Origin of the sequence: Halovenus salina, assembly GCF_026410925.1 — an archaeon.
GTDB lineage: Archaea > Halobacteriota > Halobacteria > Halobacteriales > Haloarculaceae > Halovenus > Halovenus salina.
In genome coordinates this window covers 1,480,277-1,500,143 of record NZ_CP112972.1, presented here as the reverse complement: position 1 = coordinate 1,500,143, position 19,867 = coordinate 1,480,277, and the positions used below count along the sequence as shown (strand labels likewise).

At 64.5% G+C, this 19,867-nt stretch carries 15 protein-coding genes; 2 read left to right on the top strand and 13 right to left on the bottom strand.

The features are described from left to right. Nucleotides 1-92 precede the first annotated feature (92 nt). On the bottom strand, nt 93-743 hold the full coding sequence (locus OSC37_RS07570) for an HVO_2922 family protein (protein ID WP_267163977.1): 651 nt from the start codon (nt 741-743) through the stop codon (nt 93-95). A gap of 53 nt (nt 744-796) precedes the next feature. Beyond that, complete coding sequence (locus OSC37_RS07565; RefSeq protein ID WP_267163976.1) at nt 797-4,264, bottom strand: efflux RND transporter permease subunit; 3,468 nt, start codon at nt 4,262-4,264, stop codon at nt 797-799. Between the two features lie 154 nt (nt 4,265-4,418). On the opposite strand from OSC37_RS07565, the gene OSC37_RS07560 reads away from it, so the two are divergent. Beyond that, on the top strand, nt 4,419-5,249 hold the full coding sequence (locus OSC37_RS07560) for a VOC family protein (RefSeq protein WP_267163975.1): 831 nt from the start codon (nt 4,419-4,421) through the stop codon (nt 5,247-5,249). A 4-nt stretch (nt 5,250-5,253) separates the two neighbouring features. Here the strand turns inward: OSC37_RS07560 and OSC37_RS07555 are convergent, their stop codons facing one another. The 6 genes from OSC37_RS07555 to OSC37_RS07530 all read right to left on the bottom strand — a co-directional run bounded on the left by OSC37_RS07555 (nt 5,254) and on the right by OSC37_RS07530 (nt 11,032). After that, a complete protein-coding gene (locus tag OSC37_RS07555) occupies nt 5,254-5,958 on the bottom strand; it encodes an ABC transporter ATP-binding protein (RefSeq protein ID WP_267163974.1) in 705 nt (234 codons plus the stop codon). Nucleotides 5,959-6,045: 87 nt separating this feature from the next. Continuing rightward, complete coding sequence (locus OSC37_RS07550; RefSeq protein ID WP_267163973.1) at nt 6,046-6,801, bottom strand: ABC transporter ATP-binding protein; 756 nt, start codon at nt 6,799-6,801, stop codon at nt 6,046-6,048. Continuing rightward, the gene (locus OSC37_RS07545) at nt 6,798-7,847 is read right to left on the bottom strand and encodes a branched-chain amino acid ABC transporter permease (RefSeq protein WP_267163972.1); all 1,050 of its coding nucleotides are present in this window, start codon (nt 7,845-7,847) and stop codon (nt 6,798-6,800) included. Before OSC37_RS07545 ends, OSC37_RS07550 begins: the two co-directional genes overlap by 4 nt. Then, nucleotides 7,844-8,728: a branched-chain amino acid ABC transporter permease gene (locus OSC37_RS07540; RefSeq protein WP_267163971.1), complete on the bottom strand. Its 885-nt coding sequence runs from the start codon at nt 8,726-8,728 to the stop codon at nt 7,844-7,846. The genes OSC37_RS07545 and OSC37_RS07540 overlap by 4 nt, the downstream gene beginning before the upstream one ends. 15 nt (nt 8,729-8,743) lie before the next feature. After that, nucleotides 8,744-10,129, bottom strand: a complete 1,386-nt coding sequence (locus OSC37_RS07535; protein WP_267163970.1) for an ABC transporter substrate-binding protein — start codon at nt 10,127-10,129, stop codon at nt 8,744-8,746. 123 nt (nt 10,130-10,252) lie between these two features. Continuing rightward, nucleotides 10,253-11,032: an SDR family NAD(P)-dependent oxidoreductase gene (locus OSC37_RS07530; RefSeq protein ID WP_267163969.1), complete on the bottom strand. Its 780-nt coding sequence runs from the start codon at nt 11,030-11,032 to the stop codon at nt 10,253-10,255. Between the two features lie 96 nt (nt 11,033-11,128). On the opposite strand from OSC37_RS07530, the gene OSC37_RS07525 reads away from it, so the two are divergent. Further along, nucleotides 11,129-12,088, top strand: coding sequence for an AAA family ATPase (locus OSC37_RS07525; RefSeq protein ID WP_267163968.1), 960 nt, complete (start codon nt 11,129-11,131; stop codon nt 12,086-12,088). Between the two features lies 1 nt (nt 12,089). On the opposite strand, the gene OSC37_RS07520 is transcribed toward OSC37_RS07525, so the two are convergent. The 5 genes from OSC37_RS07520 to OSC37_RS07500 all read right to left on the bottom strand — a co-directional run bounded on the left by OSC37_RS07520 (nt 12,090) and on the right by OSC37_RS07500 (nt 19,833). Beyond that, nucleotides 12,090-13,685, bottom strand: a complete 1,596-nt coding sequence (locus tag OSC37_RS07520) for a DUF7519 family protein (RefSeq protein WP_267163967.1) — start codon at nt 13,683-13,685, stop codon at nt 12,090-12,092. Next, nucleotides 13,682-15,046: a DUF58 domain-containing protein gene (locus OSC37_RS07515; RefSeq protein ID WP_267163966.1), complete on the bottom strand. Its 1,365-nt coding sequence runs from the start codon at nt 15,044-15,046 to the stop codon at nt 13,682-13,684. Before OSC37_RS07515 ends, OSC37_RS07520 begins: the two co-directional genes overlap by 4 nt. Further along, the gene (locus OSC37_RS07510) at nt 15,043-15,654 is read right to left on the bottom strand and encodes a DUF7269 family protein (protein WP_267163965.1); all 612 of its coding nucleotides are present in this window, start codon (nt 15,652-15,654) and stop codon (nt 15,043-15,045) included. The genes OSC37_RS07515 and OSC37_RS07510 overlap by 4 nt, the downstream gene beginning before the upstream one ends. Beyond that, nucleotides 15,655-18,384, bottom strand: a complete 2,730-nt coding sequence (locus OSC37_RS07505) for a transglutaminase TgpA family protein (protein ID WP_267163964.1) — start codon at nt 18,382-18,384, stop codon at nt 15,655-15,657. It abuts the gene before it with no gap. A 399-nt stretch (nt 18,385-18,783) separates the two neighbouring features. Next, nucleotides 18,784-19,833 (bottom strand): RNA-guided endonuclease TnpB family protein, encoded by a 1,050-nt coding sequence (locus OSC37_RS07500; RefSeq protein WP_267163963.1) that lies wholly within the window; start codon nt 19,831-19,833, stop codon nt 18,784-18,786. Nucleotides 19,834-19,867: the final 34 nt, after the last annotated feature.

The window sequence follows — 19,867 nt, the reverse complement described above, 5'->3', positions numbered from 1 at the left end:
GCTACTTCACGTATCGGGAACATTCTCTCCAGTTGGGAATCGGTAACGGAATTGATAATGCGTCGTACAGACCGCCGGCGTGGCCTCGCTCGCTATGACTCGGCGTCTTCGACCGGCGCGCCCGGCGCGTTCAGCTTCACGCTCTGGAGGCCCTGTTTTGCCTTCTGTTTCGAGGAGTAGCCCTGTCCGCCGTCGCTGATGATGTTGCCGTTGTCGTGGACGAGTCGCCAGCGCCACTCGCCGGCGTCGTCTTCGTAGAGTTCGAAGGTCGCGTCGGTCCCGCCCTCTTCGTCGTCCTCCTCGTCTTTCGAGAGGTCGACGACACGAGCGCCAGGCGCGTTCTCGACGACGCTTTCGAGGCCCTGGGTCGCCTTCTGTTTCGAGGCGTATCCCTCACTGCCGTCAGCGATGATGTTGCCGTTGTCGTGGAGGAGTCGCCAGCGCCACTGCTCGGCGCTGTCCTCGTAGCGTTCGAAGGTCGCCTTGCTCGCCGCCGCGTCCGTGTCTACATCGTCCTCGCCTTCCTCCCATTCGAGTTCGACTTCGAGACTGAGGTCGCCGTCCTCGCGCTCGACTTCGACCTCCATCTCCGGTGCCTCTGGCGGATCGACAGTGATCGTCTGCTCGCTGTCGGCCGGCACCGACTCACCGCGTCCGAGCCTGTTCGCAATCCGTCGGAGGTAGGTCGCAATCGCTTTTCGCCCTCTGGTCCGCCTGGACTTGTGAACTGTCTCTTCTGGCATACGTTCACAAATCTCGTGGCAGCCACATTAGCCTACCGCCGGCGACGTGCTGGTCAGTCCTCTGCGGTCGGAGCGGTCACAGCGAGCGTGGTGTCTCCGCCGACTGTGGTCTGTTTCTCGGTTGTCGAGACGGTCCCCTCGAATGCCGCCCCGCCGTTTATCTCTCGGGGCAGATGACCGGTGAATCGAACGGTCGCGACACCCTGTGTGTCGAGGTCCCACTGTGCTTTCACGGTTCCGTCGGTCGCGGTCACGTTGAGCGGCTCTGGGCCGAACGTCTCGACGGCTGTAACTTCGCCCGGTGGCTCCTCTGCCAGCGACGTGAGGCCGGCTTCCAGCGGGACGGTCACCGTCGCCGTGTACGACGAGCCAGGCGCGAGGGTGGCTGGCTCGACCGACCGCGTCGGGGATGCCGGGCGTTTGCCCATGCTGGGTCGCCACTCGCCAGCCGGCCCGTCCTCGTTCGATGGGTCGTACTCAGTGAGCGCCGTCGTCGGCCCGTCGTCCGGCGCTGCTGTGTCACCGTCCGATGGCTCGGAGTCTGTCACGGCGGACTCCTCGGGACCGAGATACCGCGTCCAGAGCACGAGCAGACTCGGCAGGACGAACACGCTGGCGAGGAATGCGTAGACGATTGTCAGTCCGGTGATGACGCCGAAATCCTGCAGCGGCGGCAGGATGGCGAGCGCGAGCACGCCGAATCCGCCGGCCGTCGTCGCAGCACTGCCGAGCAACGCGCCGCCAGTGCCGGTGACAGCACGGTCCAGCGAGTCCCAGATGTCGTGCCCGCGGCTGAGTTCCAGACGGTATCGCTCGCTCATGTGGATGCTGTAGGCGACACCCAACCCGATTGTGAGGCTGGTAATTGTCCCGGTCATCACGTTGAACGGAATCCCGAGCAGAGACATCGAGCCGAGAATCCACGCCACCGAGAGCAGGATGGGCGTAAGTGTGACTGCACCGAGAGTCGCGCTGCCGTGGACGAACCGATAGGCGATCATCAGGAAGACGAAGACCGTCACCATGGTGATCAGGAGGCTCTCGATGACGGTGTTGAATAGCTCCTCCTCGACGATGTTGAACACGACGAGCTGACCCGTGGCGAGAGAGGGTCTGTCGGAGCGGTCGAGGGTCGCTGCAATCTCGCGGGTCGCGTCGGTCGCCTCGGCGGCCGTCGCATCACCGTCCATCGAGATGACCATCCGGGCGGACTCGTACTCGCCGTCTGCCCGGTAGATAACGTCGCCAGCGCGGTCGGGTGCTGTCTGGAAGAAAGCATCGTAGACCGCGGTGAGGTTCTCGTCGGGAACGCTGTCCCCGTTGGTATCTGCGGCGGCAAACGTTGTCGCGAAGCTCTCGTTTTCGGCCGCAACGGCCTGCATGGCACCCAGCGGCGTCTGGATGTCCGGCTCACCAGAGAGTGTCGCCACGGCCGACTGCTCTCCGGCGGCGTCCGTCGCTGCGGCAAGATCGTTCAGCGTCTCGTCTCTCGTGATTTCTCCGTCGAGTAGTATCTGTGTCGTCGTGTCCTGCCTGATGAACCGGTCGTTGACGAACCGCAGGTTCGATTTGACGGTGTACTCACCGGGCGAGAACGGTTCTGGGAGGTCCTCGGTCCACCCCGCCGGCTCATCGGCGATAAAGTCTTCCTGCTGGAAGGTGGTGTCGACCTGTGCTGCGCCGTAGGCACCCCCCGCCGTGATGAGCAGGGCGAGGAGGACAACGACCACCGGGATCCGCTTTGCCATGACTCGCCCGCCCGAGAGCACACGCGTGAAGGCCCCCCCGCCTGTTCCGAACGCGCGCTTGCGACGGTCCCAGCCCCGTGCTTCGAGGATGGAGTCGAGGCTGACCTTCGCTGCCGGGACGAACGTCGCGAAGATGAGCAGCGTCGACGCGATACCGAACGCAGACACCACACCGAACTCTTGGATTGGGCTGACTGGACTGACGAGATTCGAAAGGAATCCGAGCACCGCCGTCACGGTCACCCAGACCAGCGCCGCGCCCAGGCCAAGCAACACCGAACCCATCGCTTTCCGGGTGTGCTGGTCGCTGTCGGTGCGCTCCTCTCGGTGTCGCATGAAGACGTGAATCGCGTAGTCGATAGACAACCCGACCAGTAACACCGGCACCGCGATCATGATCTGGTTGAACGAGATATCGGCCCAGCCCATGAAGCCGAAGGTCCAGACCAACACGAGACCGATGCCGAACAGCCCGAGCACGATATCCAGCGGGTCGCGGTAGGCAATCGAAAGGACGACCACGACGAACAACAGCGCGAGCGGCAGGACGATGGCCATCGAGTCGGCCATCGAGCGGTTGATTTCGTCGCTGATAATGCCAGAGCCAAAGACGAGTCCGGTGTCCCCGAACCGCTCCTCAACGGTATCCGCGATGGCGAGCTGGGCGTCGACGATGGGTTCGGGAGCGTCACCCTGGACGACCTCTCCCTCGGGAACCTGTGTGACAAACAGCTGGCGAGCGTCTGCCTCGGTCGACCCGCGCTCGAAGTCTTTGGGAACAAACACGAGCGCGTCACGGGGCGCGTCCTCGCCGAGCACTGCTCCGAGAATCTTGTCGAGCTGGGTGTCGTTCACCGACTCGACGGCTGCAATCTGCTCGTCGAGTGTGGGGTCGAATGACTCGATTGCCGCAGCCTCGGATTCGAGGGTCTTCCCACGTTCCTCCAGGGTGGCGAACTCCTCGGCGAGAACCTCGGTCTGGATGCGGCTGTAGACCGATTCGAGCTCTGCTCGGAGCTGTGAGCGCTGCTGGTCGCGCTCGTCTTCGTCTATCTCGCCGGCGGCGAACTGCTGCTCGACAGCAGCGAGTTCGCCCTGGAGGTCACGGACCTGGCTTCGGAGCTGTTCGTACGCCCCGGCCGATTCCGCGTCGAGTTCTGTGGCCGCACGCTGGCCAACGGCAGCGAGCTCACTTGACAGCCGCTCGGCCTCGGCCTCGTAACTCTCGCGGTCGATTTCGCCCCGCTCAAAAGAGGCGTTGAGCGAGAGGAACTCGCCTTCGAGCGCGCGTGTCTCGTTGATGCCGTCGCTGAGCGTGCCGGCGGTGTCCTCTAGCTCTGTACGTCGCTGTTCGAGTGCCGTCCGGCGCTGTTCGAGTTCACTTGCGCGCTGTTGTCTGAGTGCCGTGGTCGCAACGACGTTCGAGAGATCTCCGAACGTCCCGTTCGTCGCGAGTGTGTCGCGTACCGTCGGGTTGTTTCGGAGATCCTGTTGTAGCTCCAGGGTGTCGAGAAAGGACTCCTGTGTCAACACGTCGTCGCCACGCACCACAATCTGTACTGTGGTCGTCTCCCCGCTGCCGTCTCCGAAGTTCGCCTCGATGTAATCCAGTGCCTCGCTCTCTTCAGAGTCGAACTGGAACTGGTCGAGGCCTGAACTGTCGTCGAGAAACGCCATCCCGGCCCCCATCCCGAGGCTCAACAGGAGCATCACGGCAATGACGAGTCCGCTCCGTTCGGTTATCAGCGACACAACTCGGTCCGCCAGCGTCATTGGGCCACTCCCTCCGTGGCCCGCGGTCGATACGGCAGTGTCATCGTTAGTCGAGTGGTTCGTCCGGACGATATTAAACGTTTTGTACTCCAGTACTAACAGCACTCTTACTGCCACGGCGGCGATTCATGTGGCCGTGGGTCGTACCGTCTGTATGGGTATCACAGTCGACCACCTGCCCTTTGCCTGTACAGACCTGGAGGCGACCGCAGCGGAGTTCGAGCGGCTGGGTCTCGAACCGGAGTACGGCGGCGTCCACGACAACGGCTGTACGCATATGTCCGTGCTCGGCTTCGAAGACGGCTCCTACGTCGAACTCATCGCGGAGCGCGACCGAGGTGACCACGGCTTCTGGCCGGAGCATATCCGCGCCGATGCGGGGCCGGCCGCCTGGTGTGTGCGCGTGCCGGACATCGTTGCGGAGTGTCACCAGTATCTCGACACCGGGGTCACCGTCTCGGGACCGCTGTACGGCTCTCGCGAGCGCGAGGACGGGCGTCTCGTCGAGTGGGACCGCGCGGAGTTTGGCACCGGAGACCGGCGGCTCCTCTTTCCGTTCGCCATCGAGGACCGGACGCCGCTCTCCTATCGGGTGTCTCCCTCTCCCAGCGTCGCCGGTGGACCGCTGACTGGAATTGGTGTCATTGTCCTGCTTGGCGAGGACCCCGAGACGGTCGTTGAGGCGCTCCGGGAGCGCTACCGTTGGCCCGAACCAGTGACCAGCGTAGTTGAGGGATTTGGAACAGTCGCGTCGGTACCGGGGGTTCCCGTTGCGGCGGTCGGTCCCGAGACGGAACGACTCGCGGCCAGACTCGAACAGTTCCCGCCTGGGCCGTGTGCCTGTCTGCTGGCGACCGACGACCTCGACGCCGCACGCGAGGCACATCCGCTGGGCGAGACACACAACTGGCCCGACGGGCGGGTCGCCTTCTTCGAGAGCGAGCAACTCGGGCGGCGACTCGGCGTCGTCGAGCGGGCCCCGTGAGCAGTTATCCGCCCAGGAACTGCTGGCGGACCTCGGGGTCGTCGAGCAACGCGTCGCCGTCGTCGGCGTATCGGTTCTCGCCCTGTGCGAGGACGTAGCCGCGGTCACAGCGCTGGAGTGCGGTCTTTGCGTTCTGCTCGACGATGAGTACTGTGACGCCGCGCTCGTTGATGACATCGATGTGGTCGAACATCTCTTCGACGAGGTCCGGTGCAAGGCCTGCAGAGGGTTCATCGAGCAACAGCAACCGTGGCTCGGGAATCAACGCCCGCGCCATCGCGAGCATCTGCTGTTGGCCACCCGAGAGGTTGCCGGCCCGCTGGTCGAGGCGCTCGCCCAGCACGGGGAACTGTTCGATGACCGCGGCCTTGCGGTCGTCGGGTAGCCCGCCGAGTTGGTACCCCCCAACCGCGAGGTTCTCCTCGACGGTCAGCGAGGGGAAGACGTTCGCCGTCTGTGGGACGTAGCCGATGCCGCGCTCGACGATTGCCGTCGGGTCCACGTCCGTCACGTCGTCCCTGTCGAACGTGATGCTCCCACCCATCCGGGTCGTGATGCCGACAATACTTTTCATCGCGGTCGATTTTCCCGCGCCGTTGGGACCGACCAGTGCGACGTACTCGCCGTCCTCGACGTCGAGGTCGATGCCGTATAACACCTGCATGTCGCCGTACCCAGCGTCGAGGTCGGTCACATCGAGCAGACTCATCGTTTCTCCCCCCACCGGGATTGGCGTCTGCCCGTTCGAGCTGGCTGTTCGCTTCGGCCCGGCCGTCTCGGGGCTAGGTTTGTCGTATTATCCTCCCAGATACGCATCGATTACCTCCTCATTTGCCATGATTTCGGCGGGTGTCCCGGTTGCGAGTACACGCCCGTCGGCGAGTACCACCAGTCGGTCGACCAGTTCGGTCAGCGTCTCCAGTTCGTGCTCGATAATGAGCAGCGTGAGACCGTCCTCGTTGAGCGCCTCGATGTGTTCGACAATTTCGTTCGTCAGCGACGGATTGACGCCGGCGAAGGGTTCGTCCAGCAACAACAGCTTCGGGTCGAGCATCAGCGCTCGCGCGAGTTCGAGCAGCTTTCGCTGTCCGCCCGAGAGATTTCCGGCGAACTCGTCGACCATCGTGTCGAGGTCGAACGTATCGAGCAACTCCATCGCGCGCTCGCGTGCTTCTTGCTCACGTTGTCGGCTCGCTCCTGTCTGTCCGACTGCGTGCCAGGCCCGCTCTCCAGGGTGGTCGAGGGCGGGCAAGAGCATGTTCTCCTCGACTGTCATCGTCGGAAGCTCTCGGGTTTGCTGGAACGTCCGCACGAGCCCCCGTCGTGCGAGGCCGTGTGGCGGGACCGTCGTCACGTCTTCGCCGTCGAAGGTGACTGTCCCGGCGTCGCTGTCGATAACACTGGAGATGCAGTTGAATGTCGTCGTCTTGCCTGCGCCGTTGGGACCGATGAGTCCGACGATTTCGCCTGTCTCGACCTCAAATGTGGTGCCATCGACGGCGACCAGATTTCCGAACGAGCGCCTGAGGTCGTCGATATCGAGCAGCGTCACGAGTCCACCCCCAGCCTGTCGGCGTTCCCCCAGATCCCTTCGGGCCGATACTTGATGATGACCATCAACAGGAGGCCGATGAGCATCAGCCGGATGGAGGCGAACTGGTCCTGTGTGACGAATGGGATGGAGTCGTTGAAAAACCGGGTCAGGAGCTGGAAGCTCATGATGATTGCGAGCCCGCCGAGCACACCCCGGTCGCTTCCCGCGCCGCCGATGAGCATCCCGACCCAGACGATTACCGTCACGTCGATGGTAAAGAAAGTGTCCGAGGCGGCTCCGTTGTAGAAGACCAGCAACGCGCCGGCCAGCCCAGCCAGCGCCGCGCCGTAGACGAATACGACGAGCTTGTACCGGAACACGCGCTTGCCGAGTGTCTCAGTCACCTGTTCGTCTGCCCGGATCGCCCGGAGAACCCGGCCGTACGGTGATGCTGACAGGCGACGGAAGACGCCATAAAACAACAGCGCGAACGCCCCGAACACGAGTATCGTCGAGACAATTTCGGCGCTTCCGCCCGCGTCGGTCGTGGCGGCAACCGGCTGTGGAACGTTCTGGAGGCCGCTTGTGCCGCCGGTCACCTCGCGGAACGTGATAATCGAGCCGTGGACGATCTCGGCGACCGCCAGCGTGACGATTGCCAGAAAGTCGTCCCGGAGCCTGAGCGTCGAGATGCCGAGCAATACTCCAAGGGCCATCGCCGCGATTACGCCGGCGGCAAGCCCGACCGGCCAGGGGAGCCCGAGACCCACGCCCTGGAAGGGGTCTTCAGCGGTCAGTATCGCGGCCGTGTATCCGCCGACTGCGAAGAAGGCGACCGGACCGAAGTTGACCAGCCCCGCGTGCCCGAACTGGAGGTTCAATCCAACGAGCACCATCGCGTACAGCACGAAGAGCACGCCGACCTCGAAGAAGACGAGTGAACCGCTCGGGGCCTGTACGAACAGCGGACTGGCCAGAAACAGCAACGCGACCACGACCGCGGCCAGCCCCGCATGGACCGCGTCGACAGGTAGCTCTTCGACGTACTCTGACAGGTCGGTCACGACGTTCTCACCTCCGTGTTGACGATACCGCCGGGACGAATCAGCAAGACGACGATGAGCACGACAAACGCCATCGTTGCGTTCAGCTCGGTCAGCCCGGACGGGAGGAACTCGACGGAGACCGTGATGCCGATGCCGAGCAGATACGCCCCCACGACCGCACCGTACGGGCTACCTGCGCCGCCGAGGATAGCCGCGGTAATGATGAGTAACAGCTGTCCGAAGCCGGTCGTCGGATTCGCCCCCTGTGAGACTGCGAGCATGAGGCCGGCGACCCCCGCCAGGCCCGAGGCCGCGAGCCAGACGGCGTTTCGTATCCGCCGGGTGTCGATGCCCGAGACGAGCGCGAGGTCCTCGTTGTCAGACGTCGCGCGCATCGCGATGCCGAGCATCGTCCGGCTGAGAAACAGATGCATGACGACGACCGCTGCGAGTGCGAGGCCGATGATGAGCAGTTGCTGGCTGGTGACGAAAAAGCCCAAGTCGTCAAAGCGGTACGTCGCGACATCGAGTCGGACCCGCCGGCTGCTCGGACCGGCGATGACGCGCATCCCGTTTCGCAACACGAACCCGAGTCCGATAGACATCATGAGCAACGGGACCGCACCCGTCTCGTTCATCGGCTCGAAGGTGATGCGGGCGATTCCCCAGCCGACGACTGCGGTGGCAACCAGCGCGACCAGAATACCCACGGGAAGCGGGAGGCCGGCGACGACAACCGCGAGATACCCAGTGAACGCGCCAATCGTGATGAACTCGCCGTGGGCGAAATTTATCATGTTCACGAGCCCGTATACCAGCGTGAATCCGACCGCCCCGAGCGCGATATACGAGCCGATAACGAGACCAAATATTATCTCTTGTGCAAGTGGTATCTCCATAGCTTGGACGACTCGTCAGTACTCGTCAATCTCGTCTTGAAGCGTATCTGATTCGATGGTAAAGTCCGTCTCGAAGCCGTCTGGTGTGATTCGTTCGACGACGACGTTACCCCAGACGTTCCCGTGCTGGGTGAAGTCGGTGTCGGTGACCGCACCCTCGTAGTTGATTTCGTCGCCGTTATCGAGTGCGTCTTTCCCTTCGGCGAAGGTCGTGACGGTCGTCCCGCCGGAACGGGAAATATCGCCGAGACTCTGTTGGATTGCCTCAGGTGAGGTTTCACCGGCGTGATGGATTGCGAGCGCGAGGACGTTCGTGGCGTCGTAGGCGGCGACTGCCCACGTGTGGAGGTCCTCGTCGCTTGTCTCCTGATAGCTGGACTGGAACTGGTCGTAGTTGGGTCCCTGGGTACTGCCTGCCGCTATCCAGGCCCCCTCGGCCGCCTCGCCAACCTCGTCGATGAGTGAGGTGTCCCGGAGGCCGTCTTCCATCAGGAGCTGTCCGCCGTATCCGCCGTCGCTCCAGTTCTGGATGATGGTGATGGCGTCTTCGAGGGCAAACGAGAGCGCCCACGCGTCAAAATCGTTTTCGAACAGTTTGTTGAGCTGGCTCTGGTACGATGCCTGCCCCTCCTGTGCGGTAATGACGTTGACAATCTCGCCCCCGAGTTCTTCGTACCAGTCGGTGAACTGCTCGGTCCATCCCTGTTCGCCCGCGCTCGTCGCACTCAGAATCGCCATCCGCTCGACGCCGGCCTCGTCCAGCATCGCACGGGCAGCACCGGACGTGTGGACGGTATCCCCGATGACAGTCCGCCAGAGCCACTCGTCGTCGCTCATGTCGTCGGTCCCTTTGTCGCCACCCCGCGTATCGAGGAACGTCGACCCCGGCCATGGAGTCACAATGGGGACTTCCTGGTCTTGCAGGAAGTCCCACAGCGGCTCGATTTCGCTGGAGAACAGGCCGTTGATGGCTACGACATCGCCGCTGTCGACGAACTGTCTGACCGTCTCGCGGGCCTGTTGTGTTTCGACTGCCGTGTCCTGACGGTCGACCGCGAACTCGGCACCGAGGGGACCGTCCGCGTCGTTAATCTCCTGGACTGCCAGGTCCGTCGCCGCCGACGCGGCCGGCTGCAGGAAATCCCACGTGCCCGTCACCGACGCCGGCTGTCCGATGGTGACGCTGTCGGGACTGGATTCTCCGTCGGTCGTGCCACCGTCGCTATCGTCGCCGTCGGCCGTGCCATCGTCGCTATCGTCGCCGTCGTCGCCGTCGTCGCCGTCGTCGGTGCCGATACAGCCGGCAAGTCCGGTGGTTGCCAGCGCTCCGGTTCCTGTTGCTTTCAAGAACGTGCGTCTGCTGCCCCAACTCCTGTTACTGGACGTGCGGTTCTCGTTCATAAATCTCATGCCCTTGTATACCAAGCAGTCAGATAAAGCTACCGGCCAACCCGACCGATACGCCGAATAGAAGGGGCCGCGGCCGATGCCAATTCTCGTGAGTTGTTGCCACTATCGGCACCATCAGTCCGGGGTCTCTGCGATGTCCGGCACGCCGCGAGCGGTGACCGTCTCGCCAACAATGTACGACGACGCTGGGCTGGCGAGAAAGCGGGCGATATCAGCTATCTCCTCGCTGGTTCCCATCTGTCGGTCGACAGTCTCGCGGTCGACGTCCTCGGCGGTGACGCCCATCTGTGCCTCGACGCCCGGTGTCGCCACGAACCCCGGGGCGATGCAGTTCACACGGACGCCCTCGCTCGCCCACTCGTATGCGAGCGTGCTCGTGAGGTTGATCACGCCGGCTTTTGCCGCGCCGTAGTGGCTCATATAGGGTGCGCCCTGCTGGCCGGCGACGCTCGCGAGGTTGAGGACGGTCCCGCCGCCGTCTGCGAGCGCGTCGCCGGCCGCCTGCGTGCAGTGGTAGGTGCCGTGGAGGTTGATGTCGACGATGGTCTTCCAGCCGTTCTCGCTGAGGTTGTCGAAGCCGGCCATGAAGCTCGCGCCGGCGTTGTTGACAAGGCAGTCGACGCCGCCGAACTCCGCGACGGTCGCTTCGATGAGCGCCTCGACGGCCGCCGGGTCGGTCACGTCGCACTCGACGGCGAGTGCGTGTCCAGGGCGGTCACCGTCGTTGATTTCGTCGGCGACGGGGTCGACGTTTCCCTGTTCGCGCGAGCAGACCACGACGTTCGCGCCGTCGCGGGCGAACGCCGTCGCGATTGCCTCGCCGATACCGCTGGATGCGCCGGTGACGATTGCCGTCTGGTCGCCGACACCGAACCGCGTGCTCCCTGCTGACATACTTCAGCAGTGGGCCCCGTCCGTGATAAGGGTCACCGCTCAAGCGGGAATCGAAACGAGTAGAAGATTTTTGACCGTCACCCTCCACGTTCGCACATGGACCACGAGACGGCAGGCACGCTGTCGGGCCGGATTCTCGACGCAATCGGCGAGGCGGTCATCGCAGACCGGGCGTTTCTCGAAACGACGATGGCCGGTATCCTCGCGCGCGGGCACGTCCTGCTCGAAGACGTGCCCGGCACCGGTAAAACGCTGACCGCCCGGAGCTTCGCACGGGCGCTCGGTCTCTCCTTCCAACGGATTCAGTTCACGCCGGACCTCCTGCCGGCGGATATCACGGGCTCGAACATCTACCGCGAGGGGACCGGCGAGTTCGAGTTTTCCCCGGGGCCGATTTTCGCAAACGTCGTCCTCGCCGACGAGATAAACCGTGCGCCGCCAAAGACCCAGGCCGCGTTGCTCGAAGCGATGGGCGAACGGCAGGTAACCGTCGACGGCCAGACCCACGACCTGCCCGAACCCTTCTTTGTCATCGCCACCCAGAATCCCGTCGAGCAGGAGGGAACCTTCGGCCTCCCGGAGGCCCAGCGCGACCGCTTCATGATCAAGACGTCTGTCGGCTACCCTGCCGCCGAGGGCGAACGGCGTATCCTCGACCGGCGGGCCGAACGCACCGCCCAGACCCCCTCTGTCACCCAGGTCGTCGACGGCAAGCAGATTCCCGCCCTCCAGCGGGTCCCCGAATCCGTCTCTGTCGACCCGCGGCTGCGCGATTACATGGTCGAACTCGCGCGCCGAACACGCAGAGACGACCGCGTCGATGTCGGCGTCTCGCCCCGTGGCACCCAGCGCCTGTTCGAGGCCTCGCGGGCACGGGCGACGCTTGGCGGCCGCGATTTCGTCGTCCCCGAGGACGTGAAACGGATGGTCGGGCCGGTCTTCACCCATCGCCTCGTGTTGACCGCCGAGGCAGACGTGCGAGAGACTACCCGCGGGGCCGTCCTCGATGACATCCTCCGGCAGATCGAGGTGCCTGCGGTCCAGCCCGGTCGGTGAATCACCGGAGCGCAATCACGAACGAGCCGAGTCCGACCGCCAGCGCGACGAGCGCGGCGGCACTCGTCGCCGAAGCGACCGAAAAGAGGGTCTCAGCCTGGGCGGAGAGCGCCCAGGCGGCGGCCGCACCACACAGCCCGACACCGAGGGCCGCGCCGGTGTGAAACACTTCTGTCTCGCGTGTCGAGGCCCGTGTCCCGACTTCTCTGCCAAGCGTCGCCCCGAACTCTCCGGCGTCCCAGACCAGCAGGCTACAGACGACGCCGCCGAAGACGACGGGCATGCTTGCACCGACTGTCCCCGCGGCGATGACAGCGAAAAACAGGCCGACGCTGGCGAGGGCAAACCCCGGGGCGGCGTCAGGAAGGTAATCGAAGGTGAGCGCCACGCGGAGGAGGACGACGAAACATAGCGTCGCGGTCACGAGAACGAACGCGAGCAGGACCACGAACAACTCCTCGCCGTAGACGGCGGCGGCCTCTGTCGTCATCTGCTCGACGTTGCTCTGGGTTGCTTCTGGGAGGGAGTCGAAGACGAGCCCCAGTACCGTTTCGTAGACGGTCTCGGCGACGGTGATGGCCAACAGCGTGACGACAACACCCCCGGCGAGCGGGCCGAGGCTCCTCCCGGATGCCCCGTCAGCACGGCCGGCGAGCGAGCGGGCGACCTGTGCGAGCACGACCGCACTGAGCGTGACGGCCGTGACCGCGAGCAACATTTGCCGAAGCAACTGACTCACTGCGACGCCCGCGAGTCCGTCGTAGAGGCCGGGGGTGAGGAGTGACGCAAGTTCCTCCTCCGAGAGGGCGACTTCGAGCCCCAGTGCCCCGAGATGGAGGACGATGACGACGGCCGCGATTCGACTCAGCCACGACACCAGACGACTCTCACGCCTGCCTGCGGCCGGGCTCCCGTCGAGTTCGGCAACCGGAAGAACCACGACAGCCGCCAGAGTACTGGTCACGGCCAGCGCAGTAGTAAAGAAAACGCCTGCGAGGGGGAACACCGGCGTTCCGACAGCAGTCACCCACGCCCAGAACAATCCGACGATGTCGCCCCCGAGCGCGTCGGCACCTTCCTGCGCAAGAAGCGTCTGTGCGACGACTGCGACACAGTAGAGGCCGGGGACAAGCGCCACCAGAAACGTCGTCTGGCCGTATCGTCTGAGCACGGGCGGCGTGACGGTCATCCGCGCTCCGAGCGTGATACCCAGCGCCGCCAGTACAGTCCCGAGGACTACGCCGACGTTGCCGGCGATACGCAGTGCCGTCGTCGAGAACAGCGCAACCTCGGAGACCGGAAACAGCCGCGACGCGAGTAATAGCGCCGCGAGCGCCGCGCTCCCGAACAGGCCCATTGCGACCGGGAGCGTGAGCAGGCCAACGAGCGGGCGCACGACAGCGTCGAGGTGATCTCGGGCGAGCAGCCAGCAGCTCAGGCCGAACAGGACCGCGCCGACGAGGCCGAGAGCGACTGGCCGGACGATGTCGTCGAGTTCCCACAGCAACGCCAGGACGGTCAGTGCCGTGAGGGCGACTGCGACCGCAGTACTGAGCGGCGTCGGCTGCCGGTCACGGGTGTCGCCGGGTGTGCTCATCGGTGTGTCACCAGGTCTGGAAGTGCCTCCCGAAGTGCGGTTTCGAAGGGCTGTTCTGGCGACCAGTCGACTGTCGACGCTTGTGCGCGTTCGAGTTCCCCCAGTCGGAGGTGGCGGGCGACGTTCGTGAGCCGCTGGCCAACCCCCCGCGTTCCGATGGGGTCCGGGCTGACGACGACGAGTTCGCGGTTGCCGCCCAGGCGTTGACAGAAACCGACCGGCCAGTTGTCGACGAGCGGCGAACACACCACGACGCGGGCATCCGCCGGAATCTCGGCAAGCAGGTCCATCGTCTCGCCCCCGTCGGTCCTGATTGCCGTCTCTGGCGTGCGGTCTGCCCACGATAGCGGTGCCTCCGGGCCGGCACGCGGCGGCTCGGGCACGCCTTTCTCCGGCCGTGTCTCGGCGCGTGTGGCGGCGGCAAACGCCATCTCCGGTTCGGTCTGTGTCCCCGGGCCGGCCCAGACGATACCTGAGGGGCCGGGCTCGACATCCTCGGTTGCCTCTTCGAGTCCGACAACAGCGACACGCACCTCGACACCCGCCTCGGTCAGCGTCTCGTAGAGCCGCTCGGCGGCGTAGCGTGACCGGGCAACTGCGGTCGGATACCCCGCGGCCGGCGTGATGCGATTGACCGGCCGCGCGTCGACCACGAGCACCGTCCGGCTGGTCTTCTGTTCGCGGTACTGGACGGTGATGAACTCGCCCGTCTTGGCGACGTGGTGCCAGTCGATGCGGTTGACCGGGTCGCCCTGGCGGTACTGTCGGGTCGAGTGAAACTCGAGGCCGCTCCCGCCGGTGTCGGCGGTTATCTGCCCCGTATGAAGGGCCGTCTGTGTCTGGGCCGGTCCCGAGGTAAGCGGCGAGACGGCGACAAGTCCGTCGTCGCCGGCGGCGTCGAGTTCTACCGTCTCTCGGATGCTTCCGGCCAGCGAGCGCAGACGGGCGACCGGTCTGTCGAAGCTGTAGGTCCCCTCTCTGGCGACGACGGTGTAGCTGCAGGTCTGGGACTCGCCGGGCGAGAGCGAGGCACACAGCCGCGGTGTCCCCTCTGTCACGACGAGTTCGTCTGGGACGCCATCGATGATACGCACGTCTGGGAGTACACGGTCGCCCTCGTTCTCGACTGTGAGGGTCACCTTGACCGGGCTGCCAGGAGCCGGCATCGCCGATTCAACGTGGCGCTCGACTCCCAACGACCGGTCGTCGGGAAGGGTCGAGATAGCGCCGTAGATCACGTACGCGAGCGGAATCAGCGCCGCGGCGAGCAGGGTCCCGTTGGCGTAGGCCAGCCCGACTGCTACGAGCGCAAGCGTCCCCAGAAGGCCGACTGTCCATCGCGAAACTTGGCTGTGGCTCATCGGTACGCCACCTCTTCGATGGCGTCGACAGTCCGCTGGATGCGACGTTCGCGCTCCCGTGCCGGGACGAGCCAGCGACGGACTCGCGCCGGAAGCGGGGGCTGTCTCTCTCCGAGCACGTAGGCGGCCACGGGGTCGTCTGTCCACTCTCCCCGGTCGACTGCTTCCCGTGCCTGTGACTCCGAGACCGCCATCCGCTCGGCGTAGGTACTCACCGTGACCTCGTAGAGGTAGACACGCACGTCACGGAACGCAGTCCCGCCTTCCTCGACTGCCTGCCGGGCGTCACCGTCGAGTGTCCCGCCGGTGAGCGCGTCCGGGCTGACCCTCGCCTCCTCCGGCGGGGACTCTGTGACCCGGTCGAACCGCGCGTCGAGGGTCGACTGTGACTCGCTGGCGGACGGGGACCGCGCGGTGACTGCCAGGGCCGTGAATACGAGCGCACCCGAAACAAGTGCGACCCGTGTTGTTTCGACACCCGAGACCACGCTCACGGCCGTCGAGAGTGGGCCAACATCCGACAGCAACTCCGGCGTGAACAGCAGTCCGGTTCCGACAGCCGTTGCAACCGTTCCGACGGTTCCAAAGAGCACACGCCGCGGTCGCATCTATTCGGCCCCTCCGTCGCCAGGTGACTGGCCTGTGTGTGTCCCATCCGACTGCGTGGTCTTCTGGCCGCCGTCGGCCGAGACTTCCTCTGGGCTCGGCCCGTCGAGTCGGGCAAGTGCATCCTCGGCGCTGTCGAGATAGCTTTTCGGGGGACGCGAGCCGTACTCGACGGCCCGGAACGCCGTCAACAGCGCCTGGACTGCCTCGGGTGAGTGTCCGTCTACCTCGACAGCGTGAGCGGCCAGCTCGCGGGGCGTGTGTGCGCCGGGGTCATCGACGCTCAGACGGGTGAGAAACTCCGCCCACGCCCGCTGGATGTCCCCGGTGACATCGACAGCGGTGTCGGTCGACGAGCCGGCGGCTCCGGTGCGGTCGAGCGTCGTACGCAGCCAGGCCGAGAACGCCCCGGTGAGTTCGCCGACAGACACCCGACCGCGCACCGCATCGAAGAGGTACCGGGCCGTCGCTTCGAGTCGAGCGAGTGCAGCGGCGACCACGTCGGTGCCGTGTCGGACAACCCAAAGTAAGGCAAGCGGTATCTTCGTGACACCTCGCCTGGCGGCTCCTGTAACGGTCCCAAGGAGACCACGGACCGAGAGATTCTGGCGATAGAGGACGACTCCGGGGACGACTAGCCCTATCCCGAGGCCGCCGCCGACGAGCGCGGCGTTTCGGAGGAGTCCGTCGACAGTCTCGCTGTCGGTCAGCCCGTCTCTGCTGACCGAGACGGTCGCCGACGGCGAGAGCGGGAGTCGCACTTTGGCGGTGCCGTCGGCTCCGGTCGTTGCGACCTGTTCGCCGTCGACGACAATCGGTGCGCCTGCGACGGGGTCGTCGCCGGCAGTGACCGTCGCCGTCGCGGGCCCGAACGGCAGCGGAACTGATCCCGTCGAGACAGCGATATCGAGGCCAGGGATAGTGACCGTCGTCGCTCCCGAGACGGGGCCACGTTCGGCGGTCAGCGTCGCGTTCCCTGGCTCGGCTGGAAGTGAGAGGGTCGTGCGCCCGCTTGCGTCGGTCGTGCCGACCGACTCGCCGTCGACCGCGACGGTTGCGTCGGGAATCGCGACACCGCCGACCGTGACGCTGACCGTGACGTTCTGGCCGGGGCGGATGTCGCCTGCGACGCTGAGGGTCGCGTCTCGCTCGACATTGACTGTCGTGTTCGTCGCGACCTGTACTGAGCGAGTCTCGTTGCCGTCCCCGATTGTTGTGTTCTGTGTTGCGGTCAAACCGCCGGCATCGGCACTGAACAGCCGGCTATCCCCAGATGGTGTGGTAGAGAAGCTAGTCAGGTTTCCGCCGTCGCCCGGTTCGACAATCATGAGCGGCTCGACGCTGATTCGCAACTCGTCGACGTCGGGAACGACGAATCCGAGGGTCCCGTCGTCGTCGGTCGTGCCGATTCGTTCGCCATTGATGCTGACGGCCAAGTCCGCGACGGGGTCCTCGTCGCTGGTCACCGTCACCTCGACGGGCAGTCCGGGGACTGCCGTCCGGTTCAGCGAGATGTCGAACGCTCCGTCGCTCTCGTCGTCCTCGTCATCGGATTCGGAGTCGGACTCCTGGTTCACGTTGCCCGGCTCGAAGGTCTCGCCGGGGCTGCCCGGCTCTTCGAGGTCGACGTTCTCGTCGAGTTCCGATTCGAGGGTGTCAGACTGTGCGTCGAGGCGACTCCCACCTGGCGTCGGGTCGAACTTCACCCAGCCGACGTCGGGGAAGTAGACCTCGACCCAGGCGTGGGCGTTCATCCCACGGACCTCGTAGCTGTTCTCCCCGACCGGCTGCCCGGTCGAGTAGCCGACCACGTACCGCGCGGGGATATCCTGTGAGCGCAACATCGTCGTCATCGCCGTCGCGAAGTACTCGCAGTAGCCGGCGTCCATCTCGAAGATGAACGTATCGGCGATGCTGTCGCTCTGCTCGTCGGCTTGGAGGGAGTACTCCTTCTCTGTTCGGAGCCACTGTTGTATCGTCGTCGCCGCGTCGTACGCCGTTTCGTCGCTGTCGGTCAGCTCCTCGGTAAAGGTCTGCACCCGCAGTGGGGTCTCCTCGGGTAGCTGTGTGTACTGTTCGGCTAGCTCGGCGGGATACTCCGTGCCGGCGGCACGGAGAACACCAACGTCGTCCACCTGTGAGCGACTCACGCCGGAGATGGTCGTGCCGGCGTCGATTGCCTCAGTGGCACGGATGGCTCCGCCCTCTGTGACTTCGAGCCCGTCGACGCCAGAGACGCGCTGGGGCTGCCAGACCGTCGGAATCGCCGTTGCCGGCTGTGCGAGCGTCACCTCGAAATCGACGAGGCCGTCGGTCAACCCCTGAGGCGATAGTGGTGGGTCGTACTCCGTCGCGTCGGCGGCCTGCTCCCAGCCGCTCCCGGTGTAGGTGGCGTAGGAACCCGTCCGCCAGTACGCTGGCTCGGGACTCTCGACCTCGAAGTGAACGTCGGTGTCGTTTGAGGCGAAGGTGTCCGTGTCGAACCCGGTCTCGCCGCCGACACCAGTCTCATCGCCGGGATTGAGCGCGCCGAAGCCGCCGCCGTCGCCGGCACCGCTGCCCTTGAACGGCTCGCCGGGGAGGACGCTGTCGATGGGCGTGCCTGCAATCTCTCCTGTGGCGAGCCCGGGGGCGAGCAGGGCGGCGAGGACGACCGTCAGCACGCAACCCCCAACAAGGGCGATACGCGCCCGGTTTCGGCCTGTCGAGTCCGGTGTATCGTCGGTGGGCATGTTCCTCCGGTCGGCTGACTGTTATGTGTAGCTCTCGGCTTGAACCGCTATAACGGTGACGTTCAGTTCAGTGATCATTTCACCGTCTCGCTGGCTCCGACCAGGGTGGACGTTATCGATAGGCCGACAGCTCGACCGTGTCCTCGGTAGCGACTTTGACATCCTCCCCGATCTAAAGGGCGAGGATTCCCCGAAGGGGATATTCAGGTTGCGCGTTTCCTCGGTTCTCAAGGACGCTTTCGCGTGGAACGTCGACGGTCGCCACCGAATTGTGACCAACGGTGTGCTTTCCAGCGCGTACAGCCCTGTCAATGGGGCCTTCCTCCCCGCATACAGCGGGCGTCAACGACGGCTGGCTATTCAACCAGCGAGGGAGCACGGTTCGCGTCAGCCGAACTGTTACGCCGTGCATGGTTCTCCCTCCCGTTGTGCAATTTCTTCTGAAGCGTTCAGGTCGGCATGGCGTCCACGACCGCACTCCGAACACGAGAAGTGGTCGCCATCACGAGTTCCCATCGAACCACACGCCGAACACCGCTGACTGGTATGGTACGCATCGACCTTCTCGACGCGAATCCCAGCACGTTCGGCTTTGTACGTGATGAACTGTTGGAGTTGGTGGAAGTGCCACGAGTGGACGCCCGACCACGAGCTGTTCTCACGGATGTCTTCGAGGTCTTCCATCCGAATGACGGGATTCTCGAACTGTTCCGCGAACGTGATGAGGCGACGGGAGAGTTTGTGGTTCAGGTCTGTGATTCGACGCTGTTCTTTGTCACCCACATGGTTACGTGCGCGAAGCGCACCCGCTTCCGAAAGCGAATCACGTAGGGAACGATATTTGCGCCGAACGTACTTCGCCTCACCACCAGACACCAGCATCGACTCGCCTTCACCGTAGGCCGTCGCAGCGAGAATGTGCCGTTCACCAATATCGACACCGACAGGCGTCTCACCCGATGTGTCGGTATCGTATTCGACATTGAACGTACAGAACCAGTCGTCACCACGACGATAGACCTGTAGACGGGTCTTGTCTGCGTCTCCCTCAACCAATCGGTCTACAGGGTCGGCTATGTCGTCGTACACCTCTATTGGAGTGTACCACCACTGGGAGACGCACGGAAAGCCGACGACGACCGTGCCATTCTCGGTCGTGTCGAGTTCCCAGTTCTGGTTGTTGATGGCGAACGGTTGGCTCTCTCGGTAGCGAACCTCCCCATCCTTGTTGTGGTCGGCTTTCGCCTCTCGAATGGCTTGGTTCTGAATGGCCGAGTAGAGGTCGTTGTCAATGCTGGCCGTGGTCACGGATTTGCCGAAGTCACCATTCTCCCACCCATTGATGCAGAATTGCTTGGTGTCACGGTAGAGGCGAGTGGCGTGTTGCCACTCCTTCCGTCGTGCGAGGGATGGGTTGTGGAACTTCGCGGTGACAGTCACCGTGACCATTACATTTGTAATTAGATTGGATGATTTAAGCATC